26 protein-coding genes are annotated in these 24747 nt (G+C 66.5%); 13 read left to right on the top strand and 13 right to left on the bottom strand.

Going from position 1 to position 24747, the window contains the following annotated elements; genetic code table 11:
- The first annotated feature begins 41 nt into the window (after window positions 1–41).
- From ASD62_RS19925 to ASD62_RS17740, 5 genes are all read left to right on the top strand, one after another.
- A complete protein-coding gene (locus ASD62_RS19925; RefSeq protein ID WP_235530788.1) occupies window positions 42–1235 on the top strand; it encodes a sigma-70 family RNA polymerase sigma factor in 1194 nt (397 codons plus the stop codon).
- Complete coding sequence (locus ASD62_RS17755) at window positions 1232–2125, top strand: STAS domain-containing protein (RefSeq protein ID WP_056917564.1); 894 nt, start codon at window positions 1232–1234, stop codon at window positions 2123–2125. Before ASD62_RS19925 ends, ASD62_RS17755 begins: the two co-directional genes overlap by 4 nt.
- A complete protein-coding gene (locus ASD62_RS17750) occupies window positions 2122–2502 on the top strand; it encodes an STAS domain-containing protein (protein WP_056917563.1) in 381 nt (126 codons plus the stop codon). The genes ASD62_RS17755 and ASD62_RS17750 overlap by 4 nt, the downstream gene beginning before the upstream one ends.
- Window positions 2499–2810, top strand: coding sequence for a phosphatase RsbU N-terminal domain-containing protein (locus ASD62_RS17745; protein ID WP_056917562.1), 312 nt, complete (start codon window positions 2499–2501; stop codon window positions 2808–2810). Before ASD62_RS17750 ends, ASD62_RS17745 begins: the two co-directional genes overlap by 4 nt.
- Before the next feature lie 201 nt (window positions 2811–3011).
- The gene (locus tag ASD62_RS17740; protein WP_056917561.1) at window positions 3012–3659 is read left to right on the top strand and encodes a PAS and ANTAR domain-containing protein; all 648 of its coding nucleotides are present in this window, start codon (window positions 3012–3014) and stop codon (window positions 3657–3659) included.
- A gap of 1006 nt (window positions 3660–4665) precedes the next feature.
- On the opposite strand, the gene ASD62_RS17735 is transcribed toward ASD62_RS17740, so the two are convergent.
- Window positions 4666–5460, bottom strand: a complete 795-nt coding sequence (locus tag ASD62_RS17735) for a GAF and ANTAR domain-containing protein (RefSeq protein ID WP_157581628.1) — start codon at window positions 5458–5460, stop codon at window positions 4666–4668.
- 437 nt (window positions 5461–5897) lie between these two features.
- Here ASD62_RS17735 and ASD62_RS17730 point away from each other — a divergent pair, with 437 nt between their 5' ends.
- Entirely contained in the window at window positions 5898–7490 is a 1593-nt protein-coding gene (locus tag ASD62_RS17730; protein ID WP_082581043.1) for a phospholipase D-like domain-containing protein, read from the top strand.
- 245 nt (window positions 7491–7735) lie between these two features.
- On the opposite strand, the gene ASD62_RS17725 is transcribed toward ASD62_RS17730, so the two are convergent.
- Window positions 7736–8680: a cold-shock protein gene (locus tag ASD62_RS17725; RefSeq protein WP_056917559.1), complete on the bottom strand. Its 945-nt coding sequence runs from the start codon at window positions 8678–8680 to the stop codon at window positions 7736–7738.
- Window positions 8681–9206: 526 nt separating this feature from the next.
- Between ASD62_RS17725 and ASD62_RS17720 the strand changes: the two genes are divergently transcribed.
- Window positions 9207–10250 (top strand): FG-GAP-like repeat-containing protein, encoded by a 1044-nt coding sequence (locus ASD62_RS17720; RefSeq protein WP_162254792.1) that lies wholly within the window; start codon window positions 9207–9209, stop codon window positions 10248–10250.
- An 81-nt stretch (window positions 10251–10331) separates the two neighbouring features.
- Here the strand turns inward: ASD62_RS17720 and ASD62_RS17715 are convergent, their stop codons facing one another.
- The 5 genes from ASD62_RS17715 to ASD62_RS20215 all read right to left on the bottom strand — a co-directional run bounded on the left by ASD62_RS17715 (window position 10332) and on the right by ASD62_RS20215 (window position 12864).
- Window positions 10332–11273, bottom strand: a complete 942-nt coding sequence (locus ASD62_RS17715) for a hypothetical protein (RefSeq protein ID WP_157581627.1) — start codon at window positions 11271–11273, stop codon at window positions 10332–10334.
- Window positions 11266–11520, bottom strand: a complete 255-nt coding sequence (locus ASD62_RS19920; protein WP_162254791.1) for an RNA polymerase sigma factor — start codon at window positions 11518–11520, stop codon at window positions 11266–11268. The genes ASD62_RS17715 and ASD62_RS19920 overlap by 8 nt, the downstream gene beginning before the upstream one ends.
- Window positions 11517–11804, bottom strand: coding sequence for an RNA polymerase sigma factor (locus ASD62_RS21050; protein ID WP_369818834.1), 288 nt, complete (start codon window positions 11802–11804; stop codon window positions 11517–11519). Before ASD62_RS21050 ends, ASD62_RS19920 begins: the two co-directional genes overlap by 4 nt.
- Window positions 11805–11998: 194 nt before the next feature.
- A complete protein-coding gene (locus ASD62_RS17705; protein ID WP_056917555.1) occupies window positions 11999–12358 on the bottom strand; it encodes a DUF6221 family protein in 360 nt (119 codons plus the stop codon).
- A gap of 116 nt (window positions 12359–12474) precedes the next feature.
- Entirely contained in the window at window positions 12475–12864 is a 390-nt protein-coding gene (locus tag ASD62_RS20215; protein WP_162254789.1) for a hypothetical protein, read from the bottom strand.
- A gap of 463 nt (window positions 12865–13327) precedes the next feature.
- Between ASD62_RS20215 and ASD62_RS17700 the strand changes: the two genes are divergently transcribed.
- Entirely contained in the window at window positions 13328–13678 is a 351-nt protein-coding gene (locus ASD62_RS17700; protein ID WP_056917554.1) for a hypothetical protein, read from the top strand.
- A gap of 1024 nt (window positions 13679–14702) precedes the next feature.
- Here ASD62_RS17700 and ASD62_RS17695 read toward each other — a convergent pair.
- The 4 genes from ASD62_RS17695 to ASD62_RS17680 form a co-directional block, all read right to left on the bottom strand.
- Window positions 14703–15149, bottom strand: a complete 447-nt coding sequence (locus ASD62_RS17695; protein ID WP_056917553.1) for a hypothetical protein — start codon at window positions 15147–15149, stop codon at window positions 14703–14705.
- 121 nt (window positions 15150–15270) lie between these two features.
- Window positions 15271–15489: a hypothetical protein gene (locus ASD62_RS17690; protein ID WP_056917552.1), complete on the bottom strand. Its 219-nt coding sequence runs from the start codon at window positions 15487–15489 to the stop codon at window positions 15271–15273.
- Window positions 15490–15683: 194 nt separating this feature from the next.
- The gene (locus tag ASD62_RS17685; RefSeq protein ID WP_056917551.1) at window positions 15684–16190 is read right to left on the bottom strand and encodes a suppressor of fused domain protein; all 507 of its coding nucleotides are present in this window, start codon (window positions 16188–16190) and stop codon (window positions 15684–15686) included.
- A gap of 311 nt (window positions 16191–16501) precedes the next feature.
- On the bottom strand, window positions 16502–16909 hold the full coding sequence (locus ASD62_RS17680; protein WP_056917550.1) for a hypothetical protein: 408 nt from the start codon (window positions 16907–16909) through the stop codon (window positions 16502–16504).
- Window positions 16910–17107: 198 nt separating this feature from the next.
- Between ASD62_RS17680 and ASD62_RS17675 the strand changes: the two genes are divergently transcribed.
- Window positions 17108–17323 (top strand): hypothetical protein, encoded by a 216-nt coding sequence (locus ASD62_RS17675; protein ID WP_056917549.1) that lies wholly within the window; start codon window positions 17108–17110, stop codon window positions 17321–17323.
- A gap of 119 nt (window positions 17324–17442) precedes the next feature.
- Here the strand turns inward: ASD62_RS17675 and ASD62_RS17670 are convergent, their stop codons facing one another.
- Both ASD62_RS17670 and ASD62_RS17665 read right to left on the bottom strand, forming a co-directional pair.
- On the bottom strand, window positions 17443–18135 hold the full coding sequence (locus tag ASD62_RS17670; RefSeq protein WP_056917548.1) for a hypothetical protein: 693 nt from the start codon (window positions 18133–18135) through the stop codon (window positions 17443–17445).
- Between the two features lie 94 nt (window positions 18136–18229).
- The gene (locus tag ASD62_RS17665) at window positions 18230–19039 is read right to left on the bottom strand and encodes a hypothetical protein (RefSeq protein WP_056917547.1); all 810 of its coding nucleotides are present in this window, start codon (window positions 19037–19039) and stop codon (window positions 18230–18232) included.
- Window positions 19040–19268: 229 nt separating this feature from the next.
- On the opposite strand from ASD62_RS17665, the gene ASD62_RS17660 reads away from it, so the two are divergent.
- The 4 genes from ASD62_RS17660 to ppsA all read left to right on the top strand — a co-directional run bounded on the left by ASD62_RS17660 (window position 19269) and on the right by ppsA (window position 24096).
- A complete protein-coding gene (locus ASD62_RS17660) occupies window positions 19269–19910 on the top strand; it encodes a TetR/AcrR family transcriptional regulator (protein ID WP_056917546.1) in 642 nt (213 codons plus the stop codon).
- Window positions 19911–20115: 205 nt separating this feature from the next.
- Window positions 20116–20733: a hypothetical protein gene (locus ASD62_RS17655; RefSeq protein ID WP_157581625.1), complete on the top strand. Its 618-nt coding sequence runs from the start codon at window positions 20116–20118 to the stop codon at window positions 20731–20733.
- A gap of 166 nt (window positions 20734–20899) precedes the next feature.
- Window positions 20900–21736, top strand: a complete 837-nt coding sequence (locus ASD62_RS17650; RefSeq protein ID WP_157581624.1) for a pyruvate, water dikinase regulatory protein — start codon at window positions 20900–20902, stop codon at window positions 21734–21736.
- The gene (gene ppsA, locus ASD62_RS17645; RefSeq protein ID WP_056917544.1) at window positions 21733–24096 is read left to right on the top strand and encodes a phosphoenolpyruvate synthase; all 2364 of its coding nucleotides are present in this window, start codon (window positions 21733–21735) and stop codon (window positions 24094–24096) included. Before ASD62_RS17650 ends, ppsA begins: the two co-directional genes overlap by 4 nt.
- Window positions 24097–24747: the final 651 nt, after the last annotated feature.

Raw genomic sequence — 24747 nt, 5'->3', positions numbered from 1 at the left:
ACGCCAAAGGCGACCCTGACAGGTCCTGAAACTGGTCACGGGTGCTGCACCGGCAGAAGCCCTACCTTGCGCTCCACTGCCTCGCGCTACGACAAAACCGCACGTCAGAGAGCTGGCACGCCCTCCTCCGGCGTAGGGTCGGCCTCGTGACAACGGCCAGGATGGCGGACCAGCCTCCGGAGCCGGGAGGGGCGGAGGACGTCGCCGCTCTGATCCCGATGCTGCGCCGCATCGTCGCGGCTCGCGTCGGACAGCATCCGTCGGCCGAGGACCTCGTGCAGGAAACCCTTGTGCGGGTCCTGGCCGCTGAGGACCGGATCGAACCCGGCATGATCGAGCCGTACGCGATCGCGACCGTCCGCAACGTCATGGCGACGATGTGGCGCACCGACGACCGTGAGGTGCGCAATCGCCACAGGGTGTTTGATCCCACCCAGCCGGACGATGTCGAGAACGTGCTGGTTGCCTCGGAGGAGCAGCTCGCCATCAACGAGGCCCTGCGCAGGCTCACCGACCGCGAGAGACAGGTGCTGCTCGCACACGAGGTCCGCGGCGCCGCCACGCAGGTGCTGGCTGACGAAGCGGGTAGCACGGCCGGCGCTGTTGCCGCCCAGCTCAAGAGGACACGCGCGCGGCTCCGAGTCGAGTACCTCTTGGCGCTCGACCACATCGAGCCACCCACCGACAGGTGCAGGCCTGTCCTGCTGGCTCTGTCGAGTGCTGACCGGCGTCGCCAACGTGAGGTGGACGCTGCCCGGCACCTGCTGGAGTGCGATGTGTGCGCCCGGCTCAGCGAACCGCTGATGGACCGTGGACCGGTCCGGGACGACGTGCTCCGCGTGCCCATCGGAGCCGACCCTGACATCGTGTCCGCCCGGCGAGCAGCACGAGACCTGGCCGCGCAGGCCGGGTTCACCGGGACCGACCTCACCATGCTGGCCACCGCTGTCTCCGAGGTCGCCCGCAACATCGTCCGGTTCGCCGACAACGGCGACGTCACGATCGAACTCCTGGAGCGGCCACGACGCGGGATCCGGGTGGTCGCCAGGGACATGGGGCCAGGCATCGCGGACGTCGAGGCGGCGCTCCAAGACGGCTACAGCACCTACAGCGGGCTCGGGTTGGGACTGCCCGGCGCCCGACGACTCATGGACGAGTTCAACCTTGTCTCGGAGGCCGGTCACGGAACGACTGTCAGCATGACCAAGTGGTTCGACCCGAAGGGATCCGCATGAACACCAACGAAACCGAGATGGACACGGAACCCGGCTCCTCGTTGTCCGGAAACCATCTCCTGCCGCAGCTCGTGGCTCACCTGAGGGAGCACCGGGCCAAGCTGCGCGACGAGTGGGCTTCGCGGATCCGTGACGCCCACCTGCTCGAGGCGATGACGCCACAGGAGATGGTCGCCGAGACCACGTCGGTGTACGACAACTACGTCGAGGTCCTGGAGACCGGGAGCGTCGAGGCACTGCAGCACTACGCACGTGACCTCTCAGAACGCATCATCCCCCGAGGCGTGGAAACCCATGAGGTCGTCGGCATCGTTCTCCTTCTGCGCGACGTCCTCGCACGCTCGCTGTTCGAGAAGTACCAACGAGACTTCGGGCTCCTGAACCAGATCCTCGATGCCTACGAGCCCGCCGCGAACCGCATAGCGAACACCGTCGCCGTCAGCTTCGTCGACGAGCGCGAGCGAGTCATCCGTCAGCAGCAGGACGCCATCCGTGAGCTGTCCACGCCTGTCCTACCCGTGCGCGAGAGACTTCTCATCCTGCCCATCATCGGCGTCCTGGACAGCGAGCGCGCCAAGCAGCTCACCGAGCAGCTGCTGAGCGGCATACGGACCCATCGCGCCAAGGTGGTCGTCATCGACATCACTGGTGCTCCGGACGTCGATGAAACGGTCGCCAACCACCTCGTCCAGACCGTGGACGCGTCGCGCCTGATGGGGGCCAGCGTCATCATCACCGGCCTGTCGCCCACCATTGCCCAGACCCTCGTCACCATCGGCGTGGACCTGAGCAAGATGAACACCATCGGCGACCTCCAAGGGGGCCTGGAGGAGGCAGAGCGCCTGCTTGGCTACTCCGTGACCCGTAAGGAGGTGAGTGAAGGCTCGTGAACTCAGGACCGGCGCTCGTCTCCATCCTGCGACAAGGCGACACCCTTGTGGCGTCGGTTCACACTGCCCTCGACGACTCCGAGATGATCCGGTTCCAGAACGACCTCGTGAGGCAGATCGGCGAGGTCCGGGCGCGGGGGATCATCATCGACGTCGCCGCCCTCGACGTGATCGACAGCTTCGGTTCCCGAACCCTGCGCTCGATCGCCGACATCGCCAGGCTGCGGGGCGCGACCACCGTCATCGTAGGCATCCAGCCAGAGGTCGCCTTCGCGATGGTGCGCCTAGGCATGGACATGGGGCAGGTGCCGACCGCCCTGGACCTGGAGGAAGGCCTCGCCTACCTCGGTCGACTGCGGGATGTGGGCGCTTCGTGACGAGGCTGGAGGACCTGCTGCGCGACTACCGGGCTGCATTCCTGCGCTACCTCCCCCAGCGGAGTGAAGCAGCGCTGGCTCTTGGCTACCAGTTGGGGCGCAACGCGATCGACGACAGGGTGAGCCTCCTGAACCTTGTCGGAGTCCATCACCGAGTGTTGGCCGAAGTGCTCGCCGGTGCGCCGGAGCAGGACATCCCGTCGATCACGGCGGCGGCGAGCGACTTCCTCGTCGAGGTCCTGTCGACCTTCGACATGGCCCATCGAAGCGTGCACGACCGCCCAGCGCCCTTCCCGATGCACGAATGACACCAGCGCGGCGGCGCTCCGACTGCCTTTTGGTCGCAGGTCAACCACGTGCTGGGACTGCTCAGGGGTTGCGAGGTGCAGAGGCCAACGGATCGCCAACAGGCGCTGGTTTTTGGCGCGGAAGTTGTCATATCCTGACCTCGGTCAAGGAGTGGCCTTCTCGCTTGGGAGATCCTTTGGATCGTCACGTAGGAGGTGACTGTGGATCCGCAAACCATGCAGAGCGATCGGCAGACGCTGGCCTTCGAGTACCAGGCCGACAGCGGTCGATGGTCCTGGTCGCAGGGCCTTCGCGACCTGCACGGACTTCTTGACGGTGAACATCCCACGACACAAGTGCTGCTGAACAAGATGGTCGCCGAGGACCGGCCGCTGATGCTGGCGCGATTCCAGCACCACCTCGAGAACGAGGGGCCGTACTCCTGCGTCTACCGGATGACTGATCCGACCGGTGAAACGCGACGCCTCGTGTTCGTCGGTCAGAGCGAGGCAGTCGCCGGCATCGTGAAGCGGCTCACCGGGTTTGTCGTGGACATCACTGAACCTGTGCGCGAGGGCGCAAGGCAGGCGGTGGAGGCTTCTTCCAAGCACCGCGCCGCGATCGAGCAGGCCAAGGGTGCCCTCATGATCACATTTGGTGTTGACGACGAGATCGCCTTCGAGCTCTTGAAGGCGTACTCGAGCCTCAACAACATCAAACTCGCATCGGTGGCTGAGCAGATCGTTGTGGGACTGGCGGACCCGTCCTTCAGCCGAGACGAGCCCGTCCGGTGCCTGCTCGACATCGTGACTGCGGTCAGCGGCGCGACGGGGCGACGGGACGATGGAGCCCTGCTAAGCAGTCAGTGAGGGCGTGGCCCGGACCACCACCATCCGTATACGGCTCTTCAGGCTCGGGGTTGAACGGAGACGGCGCTCTCCTCGGAGGCTCGACCGCTCTGAGACACGGCGTTTGACCGTTCTGAACGCACAGGTACAACAAGCTTGAAGCGTGGGATCGGCCGGGGGGGCTGGACCCCAACTCGCCCGAAGCCGGGTTCACTCGTCCGTCGAGGCCGCCTCTACCCTACTGATCCGAGCTTGCTGCGAGCATCATGGATGTACCGTTGTTGCAACGCTAATGGCAGCTGGGGATCGGGAGTCCGGATGCAGTACGTCTTGTACATCCTCTTTGGGATCGGTGCGGCGGCTTTCGTCGCGCTGGTGGCCTACGGAGTGGTCAATCGCATCCGCGGTCGTCGAAACGAGGCGTGGCAGGACGACGAAGTCCACGTCCATCCGGGCGCCGGCTGGGGGAACGGCGGGTCTTGGACATAGCCACTCATGGCGGTTGCTTGCGGGTCGGCGCGAGTGATTCGGGAACGGACTGGGCGACGCGCCCTTGGGACGTCGCCCCGGGCCGCACCTCGATGCGTCAATCGTCCGTTTTACCGGGTGCGGTCACGCTTGGTGCGGGATCCCACTGATGACCGCACGAAAGACACCGAGCTACATGATGAGTTCTGGCGGGACGTGTGTCGTCTTGGGCCCGAGGTACGGTGACGATCGTCCACTTGGGCGATGCGCATCTGGGGCAGGCCTCTGAGTCTCGGACCATGACTCGATGGTCACACGACAGATGTCGCAAGCCAAGGGGTGCGCGGACCTTGGGCCCTGGCTGAGTCCCATCGTGGCATTTTGACCCTTATGTCCGCGGTGTCGGGTGCGTCCATCAACCAGTCGGACAGCCCAACTCGAGCCATCACGGTGTCGTGTTCAGAGAGTGCAGCCTGCGTGCGTGGAGGCTACTGCCTGCCCTCGAGGCCTGGCCTTCTCAGGCGTAGGGCGGTCCTACGCCTGAGGACGCGGCACCCGTCTAGTCGTGGCAGTCCCCATCGATGGCAAGTTCGAGAGTCGGACACCAGGCCGCGACTGGTGCGTCGTCATCGCTGGGCTCCGCCGTCGCCGTCGCCGTCGCCGTCGCCGTCGCCGTCGCCTGCCGGACGTCGTTCGCCTCCTGGACGAGACGCGCCGCCACCTCTCGAAGGTTGAGATTGGTCATGCGAGACCGAGCCGCCAAGTGGTCGAAGGCCTCCTGCGAGTTGAGGTTGTGCTGTTGCATCGTTAAGCCGATGGCGGTCCCGATCGTCCTACTCGACCTGAGGGCCGCGATCAGGTCGTTCTCACGCCGCCCTTGGTTCAGAGCTACCGATGCCTGGGCGGCAAAGACTTGTGCGTGCGCCAAGTGGTCGGAGTCGAGATGCATGTGCGCGCGAGAGTACAAGTTCAGGCAACCCAAACTGCGGTCATCGAAGCCGATCGGCACGCCCAGGTACCACCGCAGCCCCAGGTTCACGGCGTGCGAAATGAAGCCCGACCATCGATGCTCACTCTCAGCATCGTCGATGATGACGGTGTGTCCTTCACGGACAGCTGTGATGGAAGGCCCTTCATCCGCTGCAGATTGCATTTCATCCAGGGCGAAGACGAGCGGGTCGGTTCCGGTCAAAGTCGTGAGGTGATCGTCGCTGTCAAGAATGCAGATCCCGACGTGGGTCCCAGGTATGAGGTGCCTGGCTACACGGATGATCGAGTCGAAGACCGGCCTCGCATGGTCGCCCTCGCTGGTCCACGATGCCCGGTCTTGCATCACTTGGGGGTAGATGTCCACGATGCCTCCAACCACGCCGCCATCGATCAGACGAGCAAGCGTTGGCTGGAGTGGCTGCGGGGCCTGAGGCCGGCCAAGACCTGCCCATCGGGGTCCGGGATGGGCCTTCGATCGGGAAGTTTAGATCGGGCGCGTCGAGTCCGATACCCCTGAGTTCTGCAAGCGGGATCAACCTCTCGCGCGGGTTGCGCTGTGACCCGAAGCCAAGGAGATGAGCTCTTGACCGGCAGGTGTGCCTGTTCGAAGGGTCAGCCCACAGGGTCTTCGAAAAGGTGGGCCTGGGAGTGTCAGGGCTTGGGCCACGGCTGCCAGGCCGCCCCACCTCCGCCCGTCAACAGCGCCGTAGAGAACGATCTGCACCTGAGTCGAGAAAAGCCCCTGCTACCAGCCCGGACAGAGACAAACCACAGCGAGGGGAGGTGCGGTCAGCTCACGGCATGACGTACGGCCTTTCGCCGGGCCGTGATCACCGCTATGCATGGCACGTGACAGCGGCACAGTGGTTCCTCGATGGTGCAGGGCGCGGCAACGTCGAGACTTCCCTCGACCGACGGCACTCGGACGGCAAGGCTTGGACCGAGGGCAACACAGTCGTCCCGCTCGTGCACGGTGTCGCCTACTACGCGGAGCTGCACCGTGGCGTATCCAACATGCGTGACGGCGACCTGCTGCTCTTCGTCGACTGGCGCGGCGACCCCGACGAACAACTGCTGGGCGAGCCTGGCAGCGAGATCGCCCGTGTGTTGAGCCGCGCGGCTGAGCGTGGAGTGGACGTGCGCGGGCTGATGTGGCGGTCTCATCTGGACCGGCTGCAGTTCTCCGCCACCGAGAACCGGCACATGGGCGAGGACATCAACGCGGCAGGCGGCGAGTGCGAGCTCGACATGCGCGTCCGCCCCGGCGGCTCACACCACCAGAAGTTCGTGGTGCTTCGGCACCCCGGTCGCCCCGAGCTCGACGTGGCCTTCGTGGGCGGGATCGATCTCTGCCACAGCCGCCGGGACGATCGCGACCACCACGGTGATCCTCAGACCCAACCGATGGCGAAGGTCTACGGGAAGCGGCCGCCGTGGCACGACATCCAGCTGATGGTGAAGGGCCCAGCCGTCGGTGACGTTGAGACGGTGTTCCGCGAGCGTTGGGACGACCCGCGGCCCCTAACCCGAGATCCGTTGCGGCTGCTCGGCGACCGGCTGCGCAAGGACGAACCGAGGCAACTCCGACCGCTGCCCCCACAGCTGCCGGATCCCGAGCCGGTCGGCGAGATGCCGTTGCAACTCCTGCGGACCTATCCGAAGCGTCTCCCGGGCTACCGCTTCGCACCGAAGGGCGAGCGGAGCGTCGCGCGCGGCTACACGAAGGCGATCCGACGCGCCCGTCGGCTGATCTATCTCGAGGACCAGTACCTGTGGTCGCGCCACGTCGCGGAGACCTTCGCGCAGGCGCTGCGCGACAACGAAGAGCTGAGGCTGATAGCTGTCTTGCCGCACCACCCGGACCAGGACGGGTACCTAAGCCAGCCGCCGAACTTGATTGGTCGAGAACGTGCGGTCGACATCCTGCGGCAGGCGGGTGGTGACCGGGTCGCCTTCTACGGTCTGGAGAACCACGCCGGAGTACCCGTCTACGTGCACGCCAAGGTGTGCACCATCGACGACACCTGGGCCACCGTAGGGTCGGACAATTTCAACCGCCGGTCATGGACCCACGACTCAGAGGTGTCGGCGGCGGTGCTCGACGAAGGCTACGCCAGAGGGCTGCGCACGACCTTGGCAAACGAGCACCTCGACCAAGCGGAGGGTGGCGAGGTCGAGCTGTCAACCATGTTCGAGGCCTTCGCCGAGTCGGCGCGGCGGCTCCAGCAGTGGCACGGTGTCGGGCGGGTGGGCGAGCGTCCGCCGGGCCGGCTGCGTCCCCTGGCGGAGCCTCGTCTGTCGCCTTGGACGCGGATCTGGGCCACGCCGATGTACCGCACGCTTTACGACCCGGATGGAAGGTCCGCCATTCAGCGATTGACCCGCCGTTACTGAGCGTCCTGCGCGAGAGGAGGAGGAACGCAACAACAGGCCGGTGGTGGCCGCTGCCGGATTCCTTCTGCGGGTACCTCGGGCAAGGGCCGTTCGGCCTCTGCCGGTCCACTTCCAACGGAAGGCCATGCTGCCCTGTGACCCCAAGTGACACAACGGATACATGGCCGGCACCTCCGTGTTCCTCGCGAGGGATGTCCGGCGCGTCCAACGGTTTCTGGAAGAACGCGCGCGAAATGCCTTTCTGCTCAGAGCAGTTCGACGCGATCGGCCTGTGGTCCCCGGTCGCTCTGACGCACCTGGTAGCGGACCCGATCGCCCTCGTGCAACGCCTCGGCGCCCCTGACGACCGACACGTGCACGAACAGGTCCGCGCCACCGGCGTCCGGGGCGATGAACCCGAACCCCCGGTCCGCGTCGTAGCGCGCAACCACGCCCTCGCCGCCGCGCACCGGTGCGTCGGATGGCTCCCGGTGTCCCGAACGAGCGCGGGTCGGCGACGTCGAGGGTGCGCCCCTCGATGTCGAGCTGCGCGCGAGGCGCACGTCGCGAGCCTGCGGGCCCTTGTCGCTCACGACCACGTCGTACGTCACCCTGTCGCCCTCGTCCAGCTCTGCGAGTCCGTGGGCCAGTTCGCGGACGTGGACGAAGACATCGGAGCCGCCCGACTCGGGGGTGATGAACCCGAAGCCCTTGTCCACGTCGTACCAGGACACGGTGCCGTCAGCCCCGTCGGAGGACTGGGCCTGCTGTGCGGCCTGGGCTCCCAGGGGGAGCAGAGGGTCAGCCTGCAGTCCCCTCTCCCCGTCGACGACGAGGAACGCCACCCGTTGTCCCTCGCGGACGACGCCGCCCCCCACGATGGCCGAGCTGTGCACGAACACCTCGCCGTCACCGTCGTCGGGAGTCACGAAGCCGTACCCCTTGGCGGGCTCGTACCAGGAGACGGTGCCGAGCACGCCCAGCGGCGTGTCCGCGGCCTGGTCGGCCGTGACCCGGACGCGGCGCGCCTGCGGTCCGCGGTCCCCTTCGCCGATCTCGAACTCGACCACCTGCCCCTCGCGGAGCAGCTTCATCGCGTCGTTGCTGATGATCTCGGACGCATGCACGTACAGATCCTCTGCCTCCGGCCCGAGGGCGATGAAGCCGAACCCTCGGTCGGCATCGAACCAGCGAACGGTTCCCTCGGTCACGGTGGGCTCCTTGTCAAAGCTACGGTCGGTGTTCCCCCCCAGTCTCCCTGACGGGACGGGACGAGTGGAAACGCGTGTCAGGCTCGGTCGGCTTCTACGTGTGGTCGTAGCTCACGACCCCGTCGCCGCGACCCAACCGTCAGCGGTGAGAACGAGCCGTGAGTCCACGAGGGGGAGCGCCGCCATCGCGTAGAGATAGGTGTTCCTCATCCACGCGTCGGCCGCAAACGACCCGCGTTCGTGACAACTGTCATTGCTGGGCGGCAGGTGGTGCCCCAAGATTCCTTCAGCCGGAACGGTCTGGCGTGATTTGGGGGCAGTCATGTCGGGTGGCGCGCAGAACGAACATGGGTCTCACCGTCCTGTCACAGGTCGAGGTGGTCGGCGGTCCGCTCTTGTCCTGGGTGTGCTCATTGCAGTCACCGTTCCTGCCCTCAGTGGCGGGTCGGCTTCTGCCGTCGACGGGAATCGGACCGTCAGCCGCACTGCAGTGGGAAATGCCAGTCTCGCCGGACTGGCGTCCAACGTGACCGTTCCCCCGATCATGCACAGCCCCACCATCGTGCCGGGGGAGGAGATGGTGACCGTACGGTGGTTGGCGCCCTACAGCGGAGACACACCGACCACCGGGTTCGTCGTCACCGTCGTCCAGCCGGAGAAGACCGTCACGGTCGGTGCGTCCGCACGATCGGTCACGATCACCGGCTTGACGGACATGCAGTCGTACACGATCGCGGTGCAAGCCAACAGCGACATAGGGCTCGGGCCGAAGGTGTCGCAGACTGTCATCCCACGAGCGCACGGACAGCGAATCATCGCCACGGGTAGCTGGGACGACACGTGCTCAGACCTGGTCACTGTGAGCTCCGCCGGAGTGGTTGCACTTCACCGGGGCAACTGCCGAGGCGGATTCACGGGCAGCACGGCAATCATCGGTAGAAACCTTCAGGACGAGCGCATCCTGCTTCCCCACTACGGACCCGTTCCCCAGAACGAGATCCGCACCTTCTGGAGCGTCAACTACGACGGCACGTTTCGCGAGCATCTCGCCACGGGCGTCCATCAGTGGAACCTCAACTATGAGTACGCGCTGTCGCGCGGGTGGACCCGAATGTCCAAGGTGTTCTCTTCCGACGATTGGTCGGGGGATGGTGAACCGGACGTCATGGGCGTCAAAGACACTGGCGAGCTGTACTACTACCGGCACACCAATCAGGACACCCTCGCCGCCGGCGTCCGTCTTGGCAGCGGTTGGGGCGGCTACCGCCAGCTGCTCGGGGCTGGCGACCAGAATGGCGACCACCACCCCGACATTCTGGGTCTACGCACCGACGGCACCATCTGGTTGTTCCCTGGCAACGGCCATGGAGGGTTTGCCCACCGTGGATACAAGATCGGCAGCGGGTTCAGCAACGCTCTCACCATCCTCAGCACCGATTGGAACGACGACGGAGCCGCAGACCTCCTCACGGTCGACCGTCGTGGCTACCTACGCTGGTATGCCGGCAACGCCCGCGCGCAATTCACCTCCCGGGGCGTCGTCGGTGGGGGGTGGGGCGGATACCTGTAGACCCAACGGTGCCCCGCCGGGTTCGCGAGGGCTGTCGAGGGGCCGAGTCGGTCACAGCCTTCTCGTGCCGACCTCAGTGCGCTACGGCTTGACGGTCACCGTGATGGGAGCAGGGACGGGCACTTGGTCTGTCACGCCCCAGGTGGTTGCTGTGTAGCGGCCTCGGGGTAGGCCGGGCATGGAGCCCTCCTTCGGCAGGCACTTGGCCATGCCCTGATCGCCGCGCGGTGAACACTCGCTGTAGGTCGCGGCAACCGTGACCGGGTAAGTCGTATCACCCTTGGGGATCGTGATGTTTTGAGCGCAGGCTGCCCAGAACGGGGACTCTTGGTGTGGGCCTCCGATGAGGAGCACCGTGTAAATGGGCCCGCATCCCACCAGATGAATGTCTTCGCCGGTGTTGTTGGTCACGGTGATTTGCGCCGCCACCGATTCGCCGGTGCGGATCGTGGTGGTCGGCAGGGTGAGGACAGCCCTGAGCGACCGGGCGCTGGGCGTCGTCACGCCGCTGGCCGGGGTCCTCATAGGGCAGGTCACTGTCACACCTGTCAAACCTGCGGAGCTGACGGTGACCGGATCGTCGGTCTGGCACGCGCCCTGCCCGTCCGAGTACTGCGGACTGGAGCCGGTGACCGTGTAGGTCCCTGGCTTAACGGCGATGGTGAACATGCCGTCGCTCCCAGTTTTGGTGGTGGTGGTCTGGCCGGTGGCCGACTTGAACACGATCTCGCCGCGCAGCTCGAACTGCCCGGTACCCACCGGGCCTCCGCTGGAGCGCAGGACACCTGTGACCGTTGCCGCTGACCCAGGCCCGACGACGCTTGTGATCGGGCGTCGCTGAGCAGCAACGAACGTGGGAACCAGTGCCACACCGGCAACGACCGCCACGAGGAGGGAGCCTGCGGCGATGCGCCCTCGACGGTCGCGCCTTCGGCGTGCCCGAATCAGGTCCTCGAACGGGGGCTGGCTGGTCGGCTCCTGTCGGCGCGCTTCCGCGGCCAAGAGTTCGGACAGGTCAGGCATGGTGGACCTCCTCGCGCAGCAGTGGACTGAGCGCGGCGCGGGCGCGGCTCAGCCGGGACTTGACGGTGCCTGGGGCGATCCCCAGCTCGGCGGCGGTTTCGGCTACTCCCAACCCGATCAGGTAGTGCAGGACCACGACCTGTCGTTGGGTGACAGGCAGGCTTGCCAACGCTCGCTGGACGTCCACGGGCTCATCAGCGGGTGCTGGGTGTGAGACGGGCTGGCCGAGACGCAGGAACGCCTTCACGCCGTTTTGCGTCTTGCGTCGCCGGTTCGACAACAACCGAGCGCCACTCGCCGAGTCCACGCCTCGGGGTTGTCGAACTGGGACACCTTGGGCCACTCGCGAAGTAGACGGATGAACGCTTCTTGGACGCACTCCTCCGCTTCCGCGCGGCCGTCAGCGGCCAGCGCAACGACGGCTACGAGGCGCGGGTAACACGCCTGATAGAGGTCGCGCACCGCTTCAGCGCTGCTAGGAGTCGAGTCGCTCACACCACATACACCCGCGAACACACCGTTCGGTTCCATTGAGGGGAGAACCCACATCCACTCTTCTCGCCACCCTCAGAACCGTAGAAGCCTGGATGACGACATGAAGGCAACCTCAGTGACATTCTGCGCGTGTGTGAACTTCGTGCGGCGAAGCGTCCTCGTCACGGTTCAAGAGTCTTGCTCATCTCGGCGCGGCCGTCCGCACCCTTCGCGGCATGTGCTGAGGCTCGTTAGTCAGCGCGGGTGTCCGGCTCGAATGGACGCCAAGCCGGGTTGTAGGTGGGATGGTCTGCGTAGACGGCTACGGCGATGCGCAGAGACTGACAGGGGTACAGCTCCCGGCAAGTGACGCACTCCACCACGGGAGGGCGTCCGTCAGCAGGGAGCTCAAGGTAATCGTCGTGGCTGAAGATCATCTCCCGCTTCAACGCCGCATCTCTGAGAATCCGCCACCCCGTCGCGCTGACGCGGCCATCGCTTGCCTCGAGCAGGCGAGAGTCTTCAGTCGGCATTTTCGCCAGAGCCTCCCGACCAAGCCGCTCGTCATCACGAACCCTCTTCTCGAGGAACTCATCAATACCGATACCCATGGATCGAATGGTCTCAAAGGACGCTTGGCTGCGTACGAAATACGGCCTTTAAGCGCTCTGTACGGCCCGTCGCCAGTCCACTGTCTGCCCACCCGGGCCTTTGGGGCTGGACAGAGTCAGTTCAGTGCGGGCCACCGATCGGCGGTCGGGCCGGGGGCCTCCGACAGATTGAGGGGGCCGTGTGACGACACCATCCCCACGACCCAGTGTCCACCGTAGACGCAGTAGAAACCCTTCAGCGGCCCTAACGACACCGTGCCCCCAAGGACATGGGCACCTGCAACACGCAGGAGAACTGGCTCGGGATGAGCAATCACGTCAGGCAGGGCGTCACGCCGAGGAAACACGGCCGCGACTTCATCCGGCAGGCCAACACCGCGGTTAACGAGATGGCCCGCAAGCAGTTCAGTCGACAGTGCCACCCACACGTCAGTGGCGGTCGCGTTGTTCTCGAACTCGACGTGTGGCACGTCATCGAACCAATACCTCAGCGGCATCGCCCTCACCCTTCCATCCAGAGTCTTCGACTGGCAGCCAACTCACTTGATGAGGGAGTATCTGTTTGCTGGGACAGTGGCATGGGAGTGCGATTGTGTGGACGCCCGTGCCGCGTTATTCCGATGTGCACGTCTCGAGATGACGATCAGGCAGGGAACCGAAAGACGAAGGGGGACAGGTGGACTCAAGGCGCGATGTGAACGCGATGCTTCGTCCCTTTGATGGCGCGCGTCTCGGAGGACGTGCTGCAACCAGAGGGTTTCAAACCCTCCACGGGGTTCAAGCACCGCCGCGAGGTTGGCGGTATGAAGCAGGTGCTCACCTTCTTCGCCTTTCTCCGCGCGACCTATCTACACCGCCGCCACCACTTGGTCCTGCGGGTCGACCTCTACTTCCCTGAGTTCGAAGACTTGGTACGGGAGATGCTTCGCGACGACAGGAGAGCCGAGTTACGGGCTTCCCACCGATGCGATGAGGTGGGAGTTCGACGTGGTCGGGTCGATGTGGGGCTTCGACTCTGAGGTTGCTGCGGACGACCTCTTCGAACCAGTTGAACGGATGCTTCGCCAAGCGGTGCTGCCCTGGCTCAACGCCAGGCGGACGCCTGGGGCACTGGCGGACGCGACGCTTGCAGGGATGAAGGCCGAGAGAATTCCCGGGAGCATCGATGTACGGGGGAGTCACCTAGTCTTCGCGGCGGCTGCGGCACTACACGCTGGGCGGCCGGAGCAGGCGCGCGAGATCGTCGAGCTCGCCTACGCGGACGACGTATACCTGCGACGCGAAAACGCCAAGGCCCTGGAACGCGTGCAGCGCCCCTAGGACTACGTCCCCCCGTGAGGTCCAACGACCAACGCCAACCCGCGTAGGCGTTGGAATGACCTCCATCTCGACATCATGCACAAGGCGAAGGATGGCTCGCTTGTCGGCATCCGCTCTGACTGCGGCAGGTCGGACGTCCCGTCCGCGGCATGTGCGGACGTTCGTTGCGCCTAGGGCATTCGAACAGATGGCCGCTCGTGGCACCAGCGGTCACCTGTGGATCCTTAGGAAGCCGGGACGCAAAGCCCGTCACGCACGATTGGGATCCTGATTCCGGCGGACGTACCAGGAGGTCCACTCCCTTCGCGGCATGAGCGAACGGCCGCGCCTCAGCTGGCATCCCGGTCCAAACGCGTTCAGAGACTGCCGCTGATGCTGTTCCACCGGAAATTCTCGCGCCAGTTCTCGTCCCCGTCCTCGCTGTGCTCAAGAAGCCACCCAGTGAAGGCGTCAGCGGTTCGTACCCGAGACACAGTGCGTCCAGGAGTCGTGAGTCGATAGCGATGCTGAGCGGCTCGAGTCATGAGCGCCATTGTGCCGTTTCGCGCGACGCGGTCCCCGCGTAGACGCATGCGGAGCGTCAAGTTCTTCCGCACGTCGCCGTGTGCGGAGTGACCGCGTTCCTTGCATCGGTGGCAGCGCCATTGAAATCCAGGGGGCGGGGGTATAGGTACGTGCGTCGAGCGGGGTGATCTCCGTTGGGCCGTCTTGGCCGGGTAGTCAGCCGGCGCCAAGACTGCGGGCCGGGTTGGTTCTACGCCTTCACTCGTCAGTAGCGAGCCCTGTCGCAGCTTCAGCGGTGCGGCCGACCACGCCTTGAGGTCGCCAAAGGACCTCGGCGTGGAACGTGTCAGTCTCACTCAGGGCTGAGTCGATGAAGGTGCCGCGACCCCGGTCGCGCTTGGCCACCAGGGCCACGGAGGCAGCGACCTTGCCACCCTTGCCGTTCACCCGCAGGAAGGTAGGCGGCAACAGAATGTGGGTGAGGAGCCCTCGACCGAGGCTTAGCTGGCGGTAGCGGCCGTCAGGGCAGGTCGTCGAGGAAGTCGTAGTAGCCGGCGACACCGACCAGGGCCGCCACGATGCGTTTGTCGGCAACGGTGAGGCCGATGCTGCGGCCTCGGTCGATCAAGCTGTCGTGGTGGCGGGACAGGTCCAGGCCGACGGCCCGCAGGCGCGCGCTGGTCGTATCGACGTCGGCGGCGAACACGTTGACTCCCTCGAGGGTCACCGTCGTGGTGTTGGGATCGATCGGATACCAAATCTCGATGGACTCCAGCAAGCCGGCGCTGTCGGCGTCGAGGGCGACAGTGATGCCGTTGGAGAAGTGCCCGCTGTACGGTGCTGACTGGACGGTGTGTTCGAAGTCGGCGGTCTCCGTCAGGGTGCGGTGCGCGTCGGCAATCGGGTCTCCGAGGCAGAGCGTGCCGACGCCGACCTGTGGGCGGATCGTCCAAGGGCTGGGGGTCATGGTTCACCTGGTTCGGGTCGCTGTTGCCGTGGTGTGCGCCGCCGAGGGTAATGACGCCTGGCCTTGAGTTTGGTCTAGCGGCGCTGAGTCGCCTGGATACGTGGGGTCCATCCGAGCAGGGTCAGGCCGTGTGCATCTCAACCACGACGTGGTCGACATGCGGAAGTCCCTGTGCCCGCACGACGATCCGGACGGAGTCGTCGACCGGGAACGTCAATCGGACACGATTCAGGGTGTCGGTGAGCATCAGGTCGCCACCATCGAGATCGATCGGTCCGTCGAAGACGGTCTCAAAATCGGTCGACGAGTCAGCCGGCCCTTCCCACACGTCGACGGTCACGTCGCCATCGACGTAGTGCCGAACGGCGAGTGCCAGTGATCCGCGAACAGAATGAACCGGCTCAAGGCTTTTCGCCATGGACGTGTGGTCCGCAGGGCCCGAAGGCGACGTCAGAAACAGGAGCCCGTGCTCACACGGCCAAACCAGGCGCGCAATCCTCAATCCGGACGCAGGGGACATCGGCACTGGACTCGTCAACAGACCGAGTCGCGGTGGAAGTCGAAGTGGGCGACGTTGGATGACTCGAGGCGATTGGTCAGCTCGTCGAATCCATAGGTCACCAGGAAGTCGTGTTCGCGGTCCGACAGCGGCACGCCCTGCAGTGCGTGCACTTCATGGTCGATTCCTTCTACCGTCATCTTGCCGAGACCCTCGAAGTCGAATGGCTCAGTCCACATGAGGTGGGGCACGGTCGTGTCAGCGACATACTCGCGAACTGCGTTGGGAAAGACGACCCCCGGCGCGGCCAGCCAGCCGTCCTTCATGACGCAGAGTGCGGAGGTCGCCACGATGTTGGCCGCTTGCGGCGTCCCGCTTCCGGCGACCACCATGAGTTCGACCCGGATGTCATGCTCGTCGAGCATGTTCGGCGACGCATGCAGGGAGGCCGTCGCGTACGTGTCGAGCCCTGGCGCCGGCGTCGAACTTGAGCTGATCACCGCGACCACGTTCCGCTCAGCAGCGTCGTAGTAGGCGTGCACCTGGCCATCCCTCCCAACGACAGCTCGAAGGTGTCGGGACATGAGGGAGCGAGTCGGGGTCAGGACCGGACGCGATGCCATACCGGCATCTTCGCCCATGAGGGTCCGGTTTGTGGGCGTACGGCAGGCTGCGACGTGTGAAAGGTCCGCCCATCACCCACGGAGTGGGTGGCCAAGTGAGTGACCACGGGCACGGATTCGGGCGGACGCCGCCCGCGAGGTTCGCCGAGCTGACAGCTCCGACTGACGGGGTCAAGCCGTACTGAGCCGGCTTCGCTCACAGTCTCGGATCGCGGCGACATGAGCGGATGTCAGTCCCGCCCGCGGAGAACCTTGAGTGAGTAGGGCCGGTACTCATCCTCTGAGATCTCGGCACGGAGCCCACTGGCGTTGAGGATGGATAGCAGCGCGTCGGCCATGACACCCGCAATCGCGCCATTGAGCTGGATGGCGGGGCTCTCATAGTCATGCGCCATGACGGCCGTGTTCGAGTCTTCAGCGAGTTCCGGGCTTCCAGACCAATGAACGAACACACCTCCTCCTTCCTCGTCATCGAACTGGTCGACTTCGACCCCGGCGCCCGTGATCCGTGGCCCATTCGGGGTCTCCAAAGCAGCGGGTAGTCCAGCCGCCGTCAGGCACTCGACGACGGCGTCGGCCAACCGATGACGGGCATGCAACTCGTGGTCCGGCGCAGGTGTCAAGGACATGTGGATCATGATGACGGATGCGTTGCCCACCGTTTGGGCAGCCGCATGAGCGGATGTCGCTACCACTGCTGCCAGGCGCGGTTGGTGAAAGGCCAGGTCGGTCCCGCCAGACGCTGGGTGTTGAGCGGGACCAACCGTGGCTGCCGTTGCTCTAACCGTTCGCCATGTGGAGTTCACCAACGGAACACCGGTGAATCCCAATCCTTCATGAAGTGCCTGCGCCGGCGCGTGTCCGGGGTCGCCACCGGTGCCCACGTTGATGAGCGCCAGTCCCTCACCACGGAGCCGCTGGAGTGCGAACTGCATCAGGGCGCGGGCGTGCCCTCGACCTCAATGGGCCGGGTGCACAGCGACCATCTCGACGATCCCCTGCGATTGGTGATCGTCTTTCGCGTCGTACCGCGCGATGACGCGCGGCGGTGAGGCCCAATCGGTCGACATGCTCGCGTGATCTGGTGCCGCGTTGTGAGCGCCACTTCGAGGCCGCGTCCCTCAGCCGGACCGACTCCTGCGTCCCGACCTCGGTAACGGACCCACCCCAGTCATGACCTGACGAGTCGCACTCCGGTCGCGATGAGCCAGACGAGCCATGACGCGAGGCCGAGCAGACCCACGAAGATCAGCGCTGAGCCGTCGGCGACGGCGAGGTTCCCGATGCCTGCGGCGAGCAGCAGCCCGCCGCCCACGAGGCCGAGCATGCGCTGCCACGCCGGCGTCAACCCGCTTGCGTGGGTGGCGAGGGCTGTGCCGGCAAGGGTGGCACCGAGCATCGGCAGCCCCAGAGCGAACGCGGCCGCATGAACGCGCCATACGAGCTCGAGTAGGGGAGTCGGCTCCGACTGGCCGCCAGCCGAGAGGGCGAGCCCGACCTGCAGGACGTTGACCAGGACGAAGACGCCCGACAGCGTCGCGCCGGCGGCGACGGCGAGCCGCGCCCACTCGGCGCCCTTCGCACCGCGCCGACCCACAAGACCCTCCAGCCCGGTCAGGAAAAGGAGCAGCAGCGGCAGGTACACGGCCACGACACCTGACGCGATCGCGACCGCCGCGCGGTTGGCCGCGTAGTAGTCCAGGACCTCGTTCATCGGGGAGGCGAAGGACGGTGCGCCTGTTGCTGCCAGCACGACGTTCTCCACGATCACCAGTACGGCCACCGCCATCGCGGCCGCGCCGACGAACCGGCCTCGAGCGATCGGGCCTTGGGTCGGGGCGGTGGTGGCTTGTAGTCCTTCCATGGTCGTGCTCCTTCGTTCAGGGGTATGGGGTGATGGGCCAGTTGGCTCCACCAGGGGCGACGACTTCGCGGGAGGCCCGTGGTCAGGCGGGCGGTCAGCTGCCCCCGAGGGAGGCCAGGAGGGCGGGAACGGGGTGCACCCACGTGCTCGCGTTCGCCAGGGACAGCACGAGGAAGATGCCTCCCGCAGCGCCGTACACGGTGGTCTGCACAAGCCACGTCGGGTCCGCGGAGCGCGCCGATCCGCGGAGCCGCCACCGTCGCCAGACCGCGCGAACGGCCAAGGAGACGAGCGCAACGCCGGTGACAGCACCCAGCACCGCGAACACCGCGTGGTAGAGGGTGAAGTCGCCGAGCAGCTCACTGGCGATCCCTCCAGCGGGGGAGGGGGCCCCGACCTCCACCGCGCGCCGCAGCTCACCCAGGACCCCGGACAGCTCACCGGACGCGTGCCCGGGTGGCAGGAGCGAGGCGACTGACGCGAACGGGGCTGCGGCGCCCTGCACGTTCGCGAGCAGAACTGTGAGCGCGCCGAGGAGCCAGACCACCACTGCGCCGTAGGCCACGAGCAGGAGCCGGCGACGACCACGTCCTGCGGCCTCCATCCGACGGCGCACCGCCGAGGCCAGGCCCATGAGGGCCAGGACGAGCAGGCCGGCGATGAGTGCCTTGACGAGGTGGAACTCCCGCCAGACGGCGGTCAGCTCGGCCAAGGACGGCGAGTCGGTCACGGGCCTCGACAGGTCGGCACCGATGAAGCCAGATTCTGAAGCCACGACGAGGTCGGACTCGCCGGTGTAACCGCGGCGGGCGACGAAGCCGACCGGGACGAGGAAGACGGCCGGGGTGAGGAGGGCCGCCGCCCACAGCACGAGGTGATGGCGCACCGGCGTGCGGGCATTCATGACACGGCCCCAGCCGACCGCGGCCGGCGGTGCGACCTTCAACCACCGGGCGACCCACCGGTTCCACGCCGCGCTCTGCGAGCGGACGGTGCGATCGGGGGCGCCGGTCGACGCCGACGTGGCACAAGACAGTGCAGTCACAAGATGACCTCCCGACGAGACTCTTACAGCGTAAAGCACGATACTTTACTTCGTAAAGGTCGATGCCCAGGTGCAACAGGAGTCAGGGATGAGTCAGGGGCAACCCCTACAGCGCGGCGCCCTGACGGTTCAGGGCATCCTCGAGGAAGCGACGGCTCTCGCCGACGACGGTGGTTTGGCGGCACTGTCCATGCGGGCGCTCGGGCGACGGCTCGGTGTGGAGGGCATGGCCGTCTACCACCACTTCGCGAACAAGGAAGCGCTCCTCGATGCCCTCGTCGACCGGGTCTTCAGTGAGATGGCCCTGCCCGAGGGTGAGGACTGGCGAGTCGGCCTGCGCGCGAGGTCGGTGTCGGAGCGCCTGGTCCTGCGCCGGCACCCCTGGGCCATCGGGCTGGTCGAGTCCCGGACTGCGCCGGGGCCGATCACGCTGGGACACCAGGACCACGTCATCGGCTACCTGCGTGCTCGCGGCTTCTCTGGCCGAGGGTCGGCGCAGGTCCTGGCCTTCCTCGATGCCTACGTCTACGGGTTCGTCCTGCAGGAGCTGGCCCTGCCCACCGATCCCACCCCCGTCGTCGACGTGGTGCGCGACCATGAGGGGCCGAGTCCGTATCCCCATCTCGACGCCCTCATCACCGAGGTCGTCGAGGCCGGCTACGACTTCGCCGACGAGTTCGACGTCGGTCTCGACCTGCTGCTCGACGCGATGGGGGCCTTGCGAGGCTGATCCGGGGGCGGTGCGATCCCTTGACAGCAATTGGGCACCCTGCGACGTTTGTCCGTGACCCACTTCGGTGGCGCCGCCCCGGACCCGGCGGTGACAGGAAAGTCACAGGCACGTCGGGACGGGGTTCTTCCATGTGGCGCTGCGACACGACGCAGCTGGGCGCTCGGGAGATCGAGTGTTGCCCGGTCTGCGACGGTGGGTCGACGTGAGCACCATCCTCAGCGACGTGGCGACCACGTGTCGCGCACTGGAGGCGGTCGCCGAGGCGGCGACCGGGCTGATCGGCAGGTCCTTCGACGACATCGTCCGTGCTGCCCCGGCCATGGTGCTGGAGGCCGTGCCCGGTGCCAGCCACGTCGAGCTGATGGTCACCCGCGCCGGCCGGGCCGACCCACTGGTGGTCAGCGCCGACCAGGAGCAGCAAGAGCAGTCACGCCCCACAAGACTCTCCACAGAGGTGCTCCTCGACATCGCAGTACCCGACTGCAGAGCGGTCGGGCACCTCGTGGTGGCCACGACAGCGCCGCAACGCCTGCTCCAGCTCGCGGCCATGACGGCGGAGCTCATGGCGATCCAGGTCGAGCTGGCGCTCGACCTTGCCAACACCAAGGAGGTCAACCAGGACCTGCATTCCCTGCTGCGGACCGCCCGGGACTCCGGCATCGTCAGGGGCCTCCTCATGGGTGACGGTGACCTGAGCGAACAAGCCCTCCTGAAGCTGTTTCGCGAGCTGGCCCACGAGACGGTGGAGGCACCTGCGCCCGACCTGCTGGAGCTGGACCCTCCACCGGAGTCGGAGTCGCCCAACCTGCGCCTCGTCTGAGCTCGGAGGCGCTGCTCGACCACCTTCACGGCAGCTGCGCGGTCCGCCCGCCTCGCCGCGTCGATGGCTCTCCCCAACCCTCGTCACCGGCCCGGGGGTGTCCGCGCCGGAGGTCTTCGCCATGATGGGTCCGACGCGAACACGGCCGACTCAGAGAGGAGGAGGTATGCAGGACGTGGCAGTCCCGGTCTTCTTCCTGTCCGACAGCACCGGCATCAGCGCGGAGACGATGGGCAATGCACTCCTCATCCAGTTCCCGGACCTCGTCTTCGAACGCCGCCTCATCCCCTTCATCGCCACCGCCGACGAGGCCCGCAAGGTCGTGGCGATCCTGGATGCGGCGATGGACGGGCCGGTGACACCGCTGGCGTTCACCACGGCCGCGACCGACGAGGTCCGCGAGATCCTGCACACCTCCAGGTGCCCCATCATCGACTTCTTCGAGATGCACATGGAGAAGGTCGAGGCGATCCTCGGCAAGTCCGGGGCGCGGGTCGCCGCACGACTGCACGGCGTCGGCGACATCAAGCGGTACAACTCGCGGATGCAGGCGATCGAGTTCGCGATCGAGCACGACGACGGGCAGAGCCTGCGCGCGCTCGACCGGGCCGAGGTCATCCTCGTGGCGCCCTCGCGGTGCGGGAAGACGCCGACCACCATGTACCTCGCTCTCCAGCACGGCGTCTTCGTCGCCAACTACCCCCTGCTCGACGAGGACCTGGAGAGCACGCAGCTGCCCCGCCCGCTCGCCCAGCTGGGGGACCGGTGCTTCGGCCTCATCGCCACCCCGGCGCGGCTGAGCGAGGTCCGCCAGCAGCGCCGCCCGAACTCGCCCTACGCGTCCCTGGAGCAGTGCTCCAAGGAGCTGCGCCGGGCCGACGCGCTCTACAAGGCCAACGGCATACCCGTCATCAACTCCACGACGAAGTCGGTCGAGGAGATGTCCACCCTCATCCTGCAAACCCTGGGTTCGCGCCCCTCCCACGAAGGAAGTCGCCCATGACCAACGTCCTGTGGTTCTCCACCATCGGCATGAAGGACATCGACCAGGTCGGCGGCAAGAACGCCTCGCTCGGGGAGATGGTCAGCAACCTGGCGTCGGCGGGAGTGCGTGTCCCGGACGGGTTCGCGACGACGGCCGACGCCTACCGCCGGTTCATCGCCCACGAGGGGTTGTCGCAGACCATCGTCGAGCTGATGGCCGGGCTCGACAGCGAGGACGTCATCGCCCTGGCCGACGTCGGCCGGCAGGTCCGCGAGGCCATCGTCCGGCAGCCCCTGCCGGACGACGTGGAGGCCGACATCCGGGCCGCGTACGACCAGCTGGTGGCCGACAACGACGCGGCCTCGTTCGCGGTGCGGTCGAGCGCCACCGCGGAGGACCTCCCCGACGCGTCGTTCGCGGGACAGCAGGAGACCTTCCTCAACATCCGTGGCATCGACGCGGTCCTCCAGGCCGTCAAGGAGGTGTATGCGTCGCTGTACAACGACCGCGCCATCGCCTATCGCGTCCACCACGGGTTCGAGCACGAGGAGGTCGCACTCTCGGCCGGGGTGCAGCGCATGGTCCGCTCGGACGTCGGCGCCTCGGGCGTGATGTTCACGATGGACACCGAGTCCGGCTTCGACGACGCCGTCTTCATCACCTCGTCCTACGGGCTCGGTGAGGCGGTCGTGCAGGGCGCGGTGAACCCCGACGAGTTCTACGTCTACAAGCCGGGCCTGCGCGCCGGGCGCCCGGCCATCCTCAAGCGTGGGGTGGGCGGCAAGGCGACCAAGATGGTCTACACGTCCGACGCGGCCGTGGGCAGGACGACGGAGTTCGTCGACGTCGACCCGGCCGACCAGCCGTTGCTGAGCCTCACCGACGCCGAGGTCGAGGAGCTGGCGCGGCACGCGCTGGTCATCGAGGACCACTACGGCCGTCCCATGGACATCGAGTGGGGCAAGGACGGCACCGACGACCAGCTCTACATCCTCCAGGCGCGGCCGGAGACGGTGAAGTCACGTCAGTCGGCGACCACGATCTCGCGCTACCGGATCAACGAGAAGGGGCCGCTGCTGGTGGAGGGTCGGGCCATCGGGCAGAAGGTCGGCGCCGGCCCGGTCCGGGTGCTGAAGTCGGCCGACCAGATGCGCGACTTCCACCCGGGCGAGGTCCTCGTCGCGGACATGACCGACCCCGACTGGGAGCCGATCATGAAGCGGGCCAGCGCGATCGTGACCAACCGTGGTGGCCGCACCTGCCACGCCGCCATCATCGCCCGCGAGCTCGGCATACCCGCCGTGGTGGGTGCAGGCAACGCGACGCAGGAGCTCCCGGATGGGCGCGAAGTGACCGTCTCGTGCGCCGAGGGCGACACCGGGTACGTCTACGACGGGCTGCTCGACTTCGCCGTCGAGGAGACGGACATGCAGGCGATGCCTGACATCCCCGTCGGAATCATGATGAACGTCGGCACCCCCGACCAGGCGTTCGCGTTCTCCCGCCTGCCGAACGAGGGCGTCGGGCTGGCACGCCTGGAGTTCATCATCAATCGCCAGATCGGCATCCACCCCAAGGCGTTGCTCGACCACGAGCAGCTGACCGGCACAGTGCGCGAGCACGTGGACGCGGCCGTCGCCCCCTACGCCTCGCCGAGGGAGTACTTCGTCCAGCGGGTCGCCGAGGGCGTGGCCACGATCGCAGCGGCGTTCGCGCCCAAGCCGGTCATCGTCAGGATGTCGGACTTCAAGTCCAACGAGTACGCGAACCTCGTCGGTGGCGAGCTCTACGAGCCGCACGAGGAGAACCCGATGATCGGCTACCGCGGGGCGTCCCGGTACCTCTCCGAGGAGTTCCGGGAGTGCTTCGCCATGGAGTGCGAGGCGCTGCGGTTCGTCCGCGACGACATGGGCCTGACCAACGTCAAGGTGATGATCCCGTTCGTCCGCACCGTCACCGAGGCAGAGGGCGTCATCAAGCTGTTGGGGGAGAACGGTCTTCGCCGCGGCGAGAACGACCTGTCCGTGATCATGATGTGTGAGCTGCCGTCCAACGCGGTCATCGCCGACCAGTTCCTCGACCACTTCGACGGCTTCTCCATCGGCTCCAACGACATGACCCAGCTGACGCTCGGTCTGGACCGCGACTCGAGCCTCGTGGCTGCGGGCTTCGACGAGCGCGACCCGGCCGTGAAGTTCATGCTCTCCGCAGCCATCACCGCCTGCAAGGCGCGGGGCAAGTACGTCGGCATCTGCGGCCAGGGGCCCAGCGACCACCCCGATCTGGCCGAGTGGCTGCTCGAGCAGGGCATCGACACCATGTCGCTCAACCCCGACACGGTCGTCGAGACCTGGACCCGACTGGGCCGCCGGAGCTGACCCCACAGCGCCCCCCACCCTCGACGAGGGTGGGGGCGCTGCGGGTGGGGGGCTGAGGGACGGGGGATCGGTCAGGCGACGGTCACGGTCTCGTCGGCGACGAGGGTGCCGGAGGTGCGGACGACCTTCGGCTTGCCGGCCCACGCGCCACCCATGCCCATGACGCGGGAGACGTAGGCGGCGCCACCGGAGACGGCGATCACCGGGACGGACTCGGACGTGGCGCTCGCGCGGCAGGTCCAGGTGTTGGTGATGAGCGCGGTGCCGCCCTTCACCATGATCAGCGCGGTGTCCTTCTGGTCGGTGAAGTCGGTGGGGCGGGCCATGCCGAAGTTGAGCTTGGTGTTGGTGAAGGAGACGCCGCCGCCCTTGACGACGATGAGGGCACCCATGGCCGGGTCGTTGAGGTTCTGTCCCTCCACGACGCAGTCGGAGATGTCGAGCCCACCCTGCTGCGACGCGGGTCCCTCGACGAGGATCGCGCGGGAGCCGCCGCGGGCGGTGAGGTACATGTGGCGGACGGACGTCTTGGCCAGGTTGCTGAAGCGGATGAGGTACTTGCCGCCGTTGGCGCCGGCCCAGCCGTAGTTCATGTCACCGGCGACCCACAGGAAGTTGTCGGAGCCGCGCAGGGAGAACTGCGTGTCCTGC

Origin of the sequence: Phycicoccus sp. Root563, assembly GCF_001427915.1 — a bacterium.
Taxonomy (GTDB): Bacteria; Actinomycetota; Actinomycetes; order Actinomycetales; family Dermatophilaceae; genus Pedococcus.
Note: the sequence above shows the minus strand (reverse complement) of the source record. Positions and strands in the feature narration are given on the sequence as shown.

Coding starts and splice junctions, on each gene's coding strand:
- ASD62_RS17660 (WP_056917546.1), top strand. CDS start 19,269: ATGAGTCAGGGGCAACCCCTACAGCGCGGCGCCCTGACGGTTCAGGGC.
- ASD62_RS17730 (WP_082581043.1), top strand. CDS start 5,898: ATGACGTACGGCCTTTCGCCGGGCCGTGATCACCGCTATGCATGGCAC.
- ASD62_RS17670 (WP_056917548.1), bottom strand. CDS start 18,135: ATGGAAGGACTACAAGCCACCACCGCCCCGACCCAAGGCCCGATCGCT.
- ASD62_RS17755 (WP_056917564.1), top strand. CDS start 1,232: ATGAACACCAACGAAACCGAGATGGACACGGAACCCGGCTCCTCGTTG.
- ASD62_RS17705 (WP_056917555.1), bottom strand. CDS start 12,358: ATGGGTATCGGTATTGATGAGTTCCTCGAGAAGAGGGTTCGTGATGAC.
- ASD62_RS17695 (WP_056917553.1), bottom strand. CDS start 15,149: ATGACCCCCAGCCCTTGGACGATCCGCCCACAGGTCGGCGTCGGCACG.
- ASD62_RS17650 (WP_157581624.1), top strand. CDS start 20,900: ATGCAGGACGTGGCAGTCCCGGTCTTCTTCCTGTCCGACAGCACCGGC.
- ppsA (WP_056917544.1), top strand. CDS start 21,733: ATGACCAACGTCCTGTGGTTCTCCACCATCGGCATGAAGGACATCGAC.
- ASD62_RS17715 (WP_157581627.1), bottom strand. CDS start 11,273: ATGCCTGACCTGTCCGAACTCTTGGCCGCGGAAGCGCGCCGACAGGAG.
- ASD62_RS21050 (WP_369818834.1), bottom strand. CDS start 11,804: ATGGAACCGAACGGTGTGTTCGCGGGTGTATGTGGTGTGAGCGACTCG.
- ASD62_RS17680 (WP_056917550.1), bottom strand. CDS start 16,909: ATGATCCACATGTCCTTGACACCTGCGCCGGACCACGAGTTGCATGCC.
- ASD62_RS17665 (WP_056917547.1), bottom strand. CDS start 19,039: ATGAATGCCCGCACGCCGGTGCGCCATCACCTCGTGCTGTGGGCGGCG.
- ASD62_RS17700 (WP_056917554.1), top strand. CDS start 13,328: ATGAGGTGGGAGTTCGACGTGGTCGGGTCGATGTGGGGCTTCGACTCT.
- ASD62_RS17675 (WP_056917549.1), top strand. CDS start 17,108: ATGAAGTGCCTGCGCCGGCGCGTGTCCGGGGTCGCCACCGGTGCCCAC.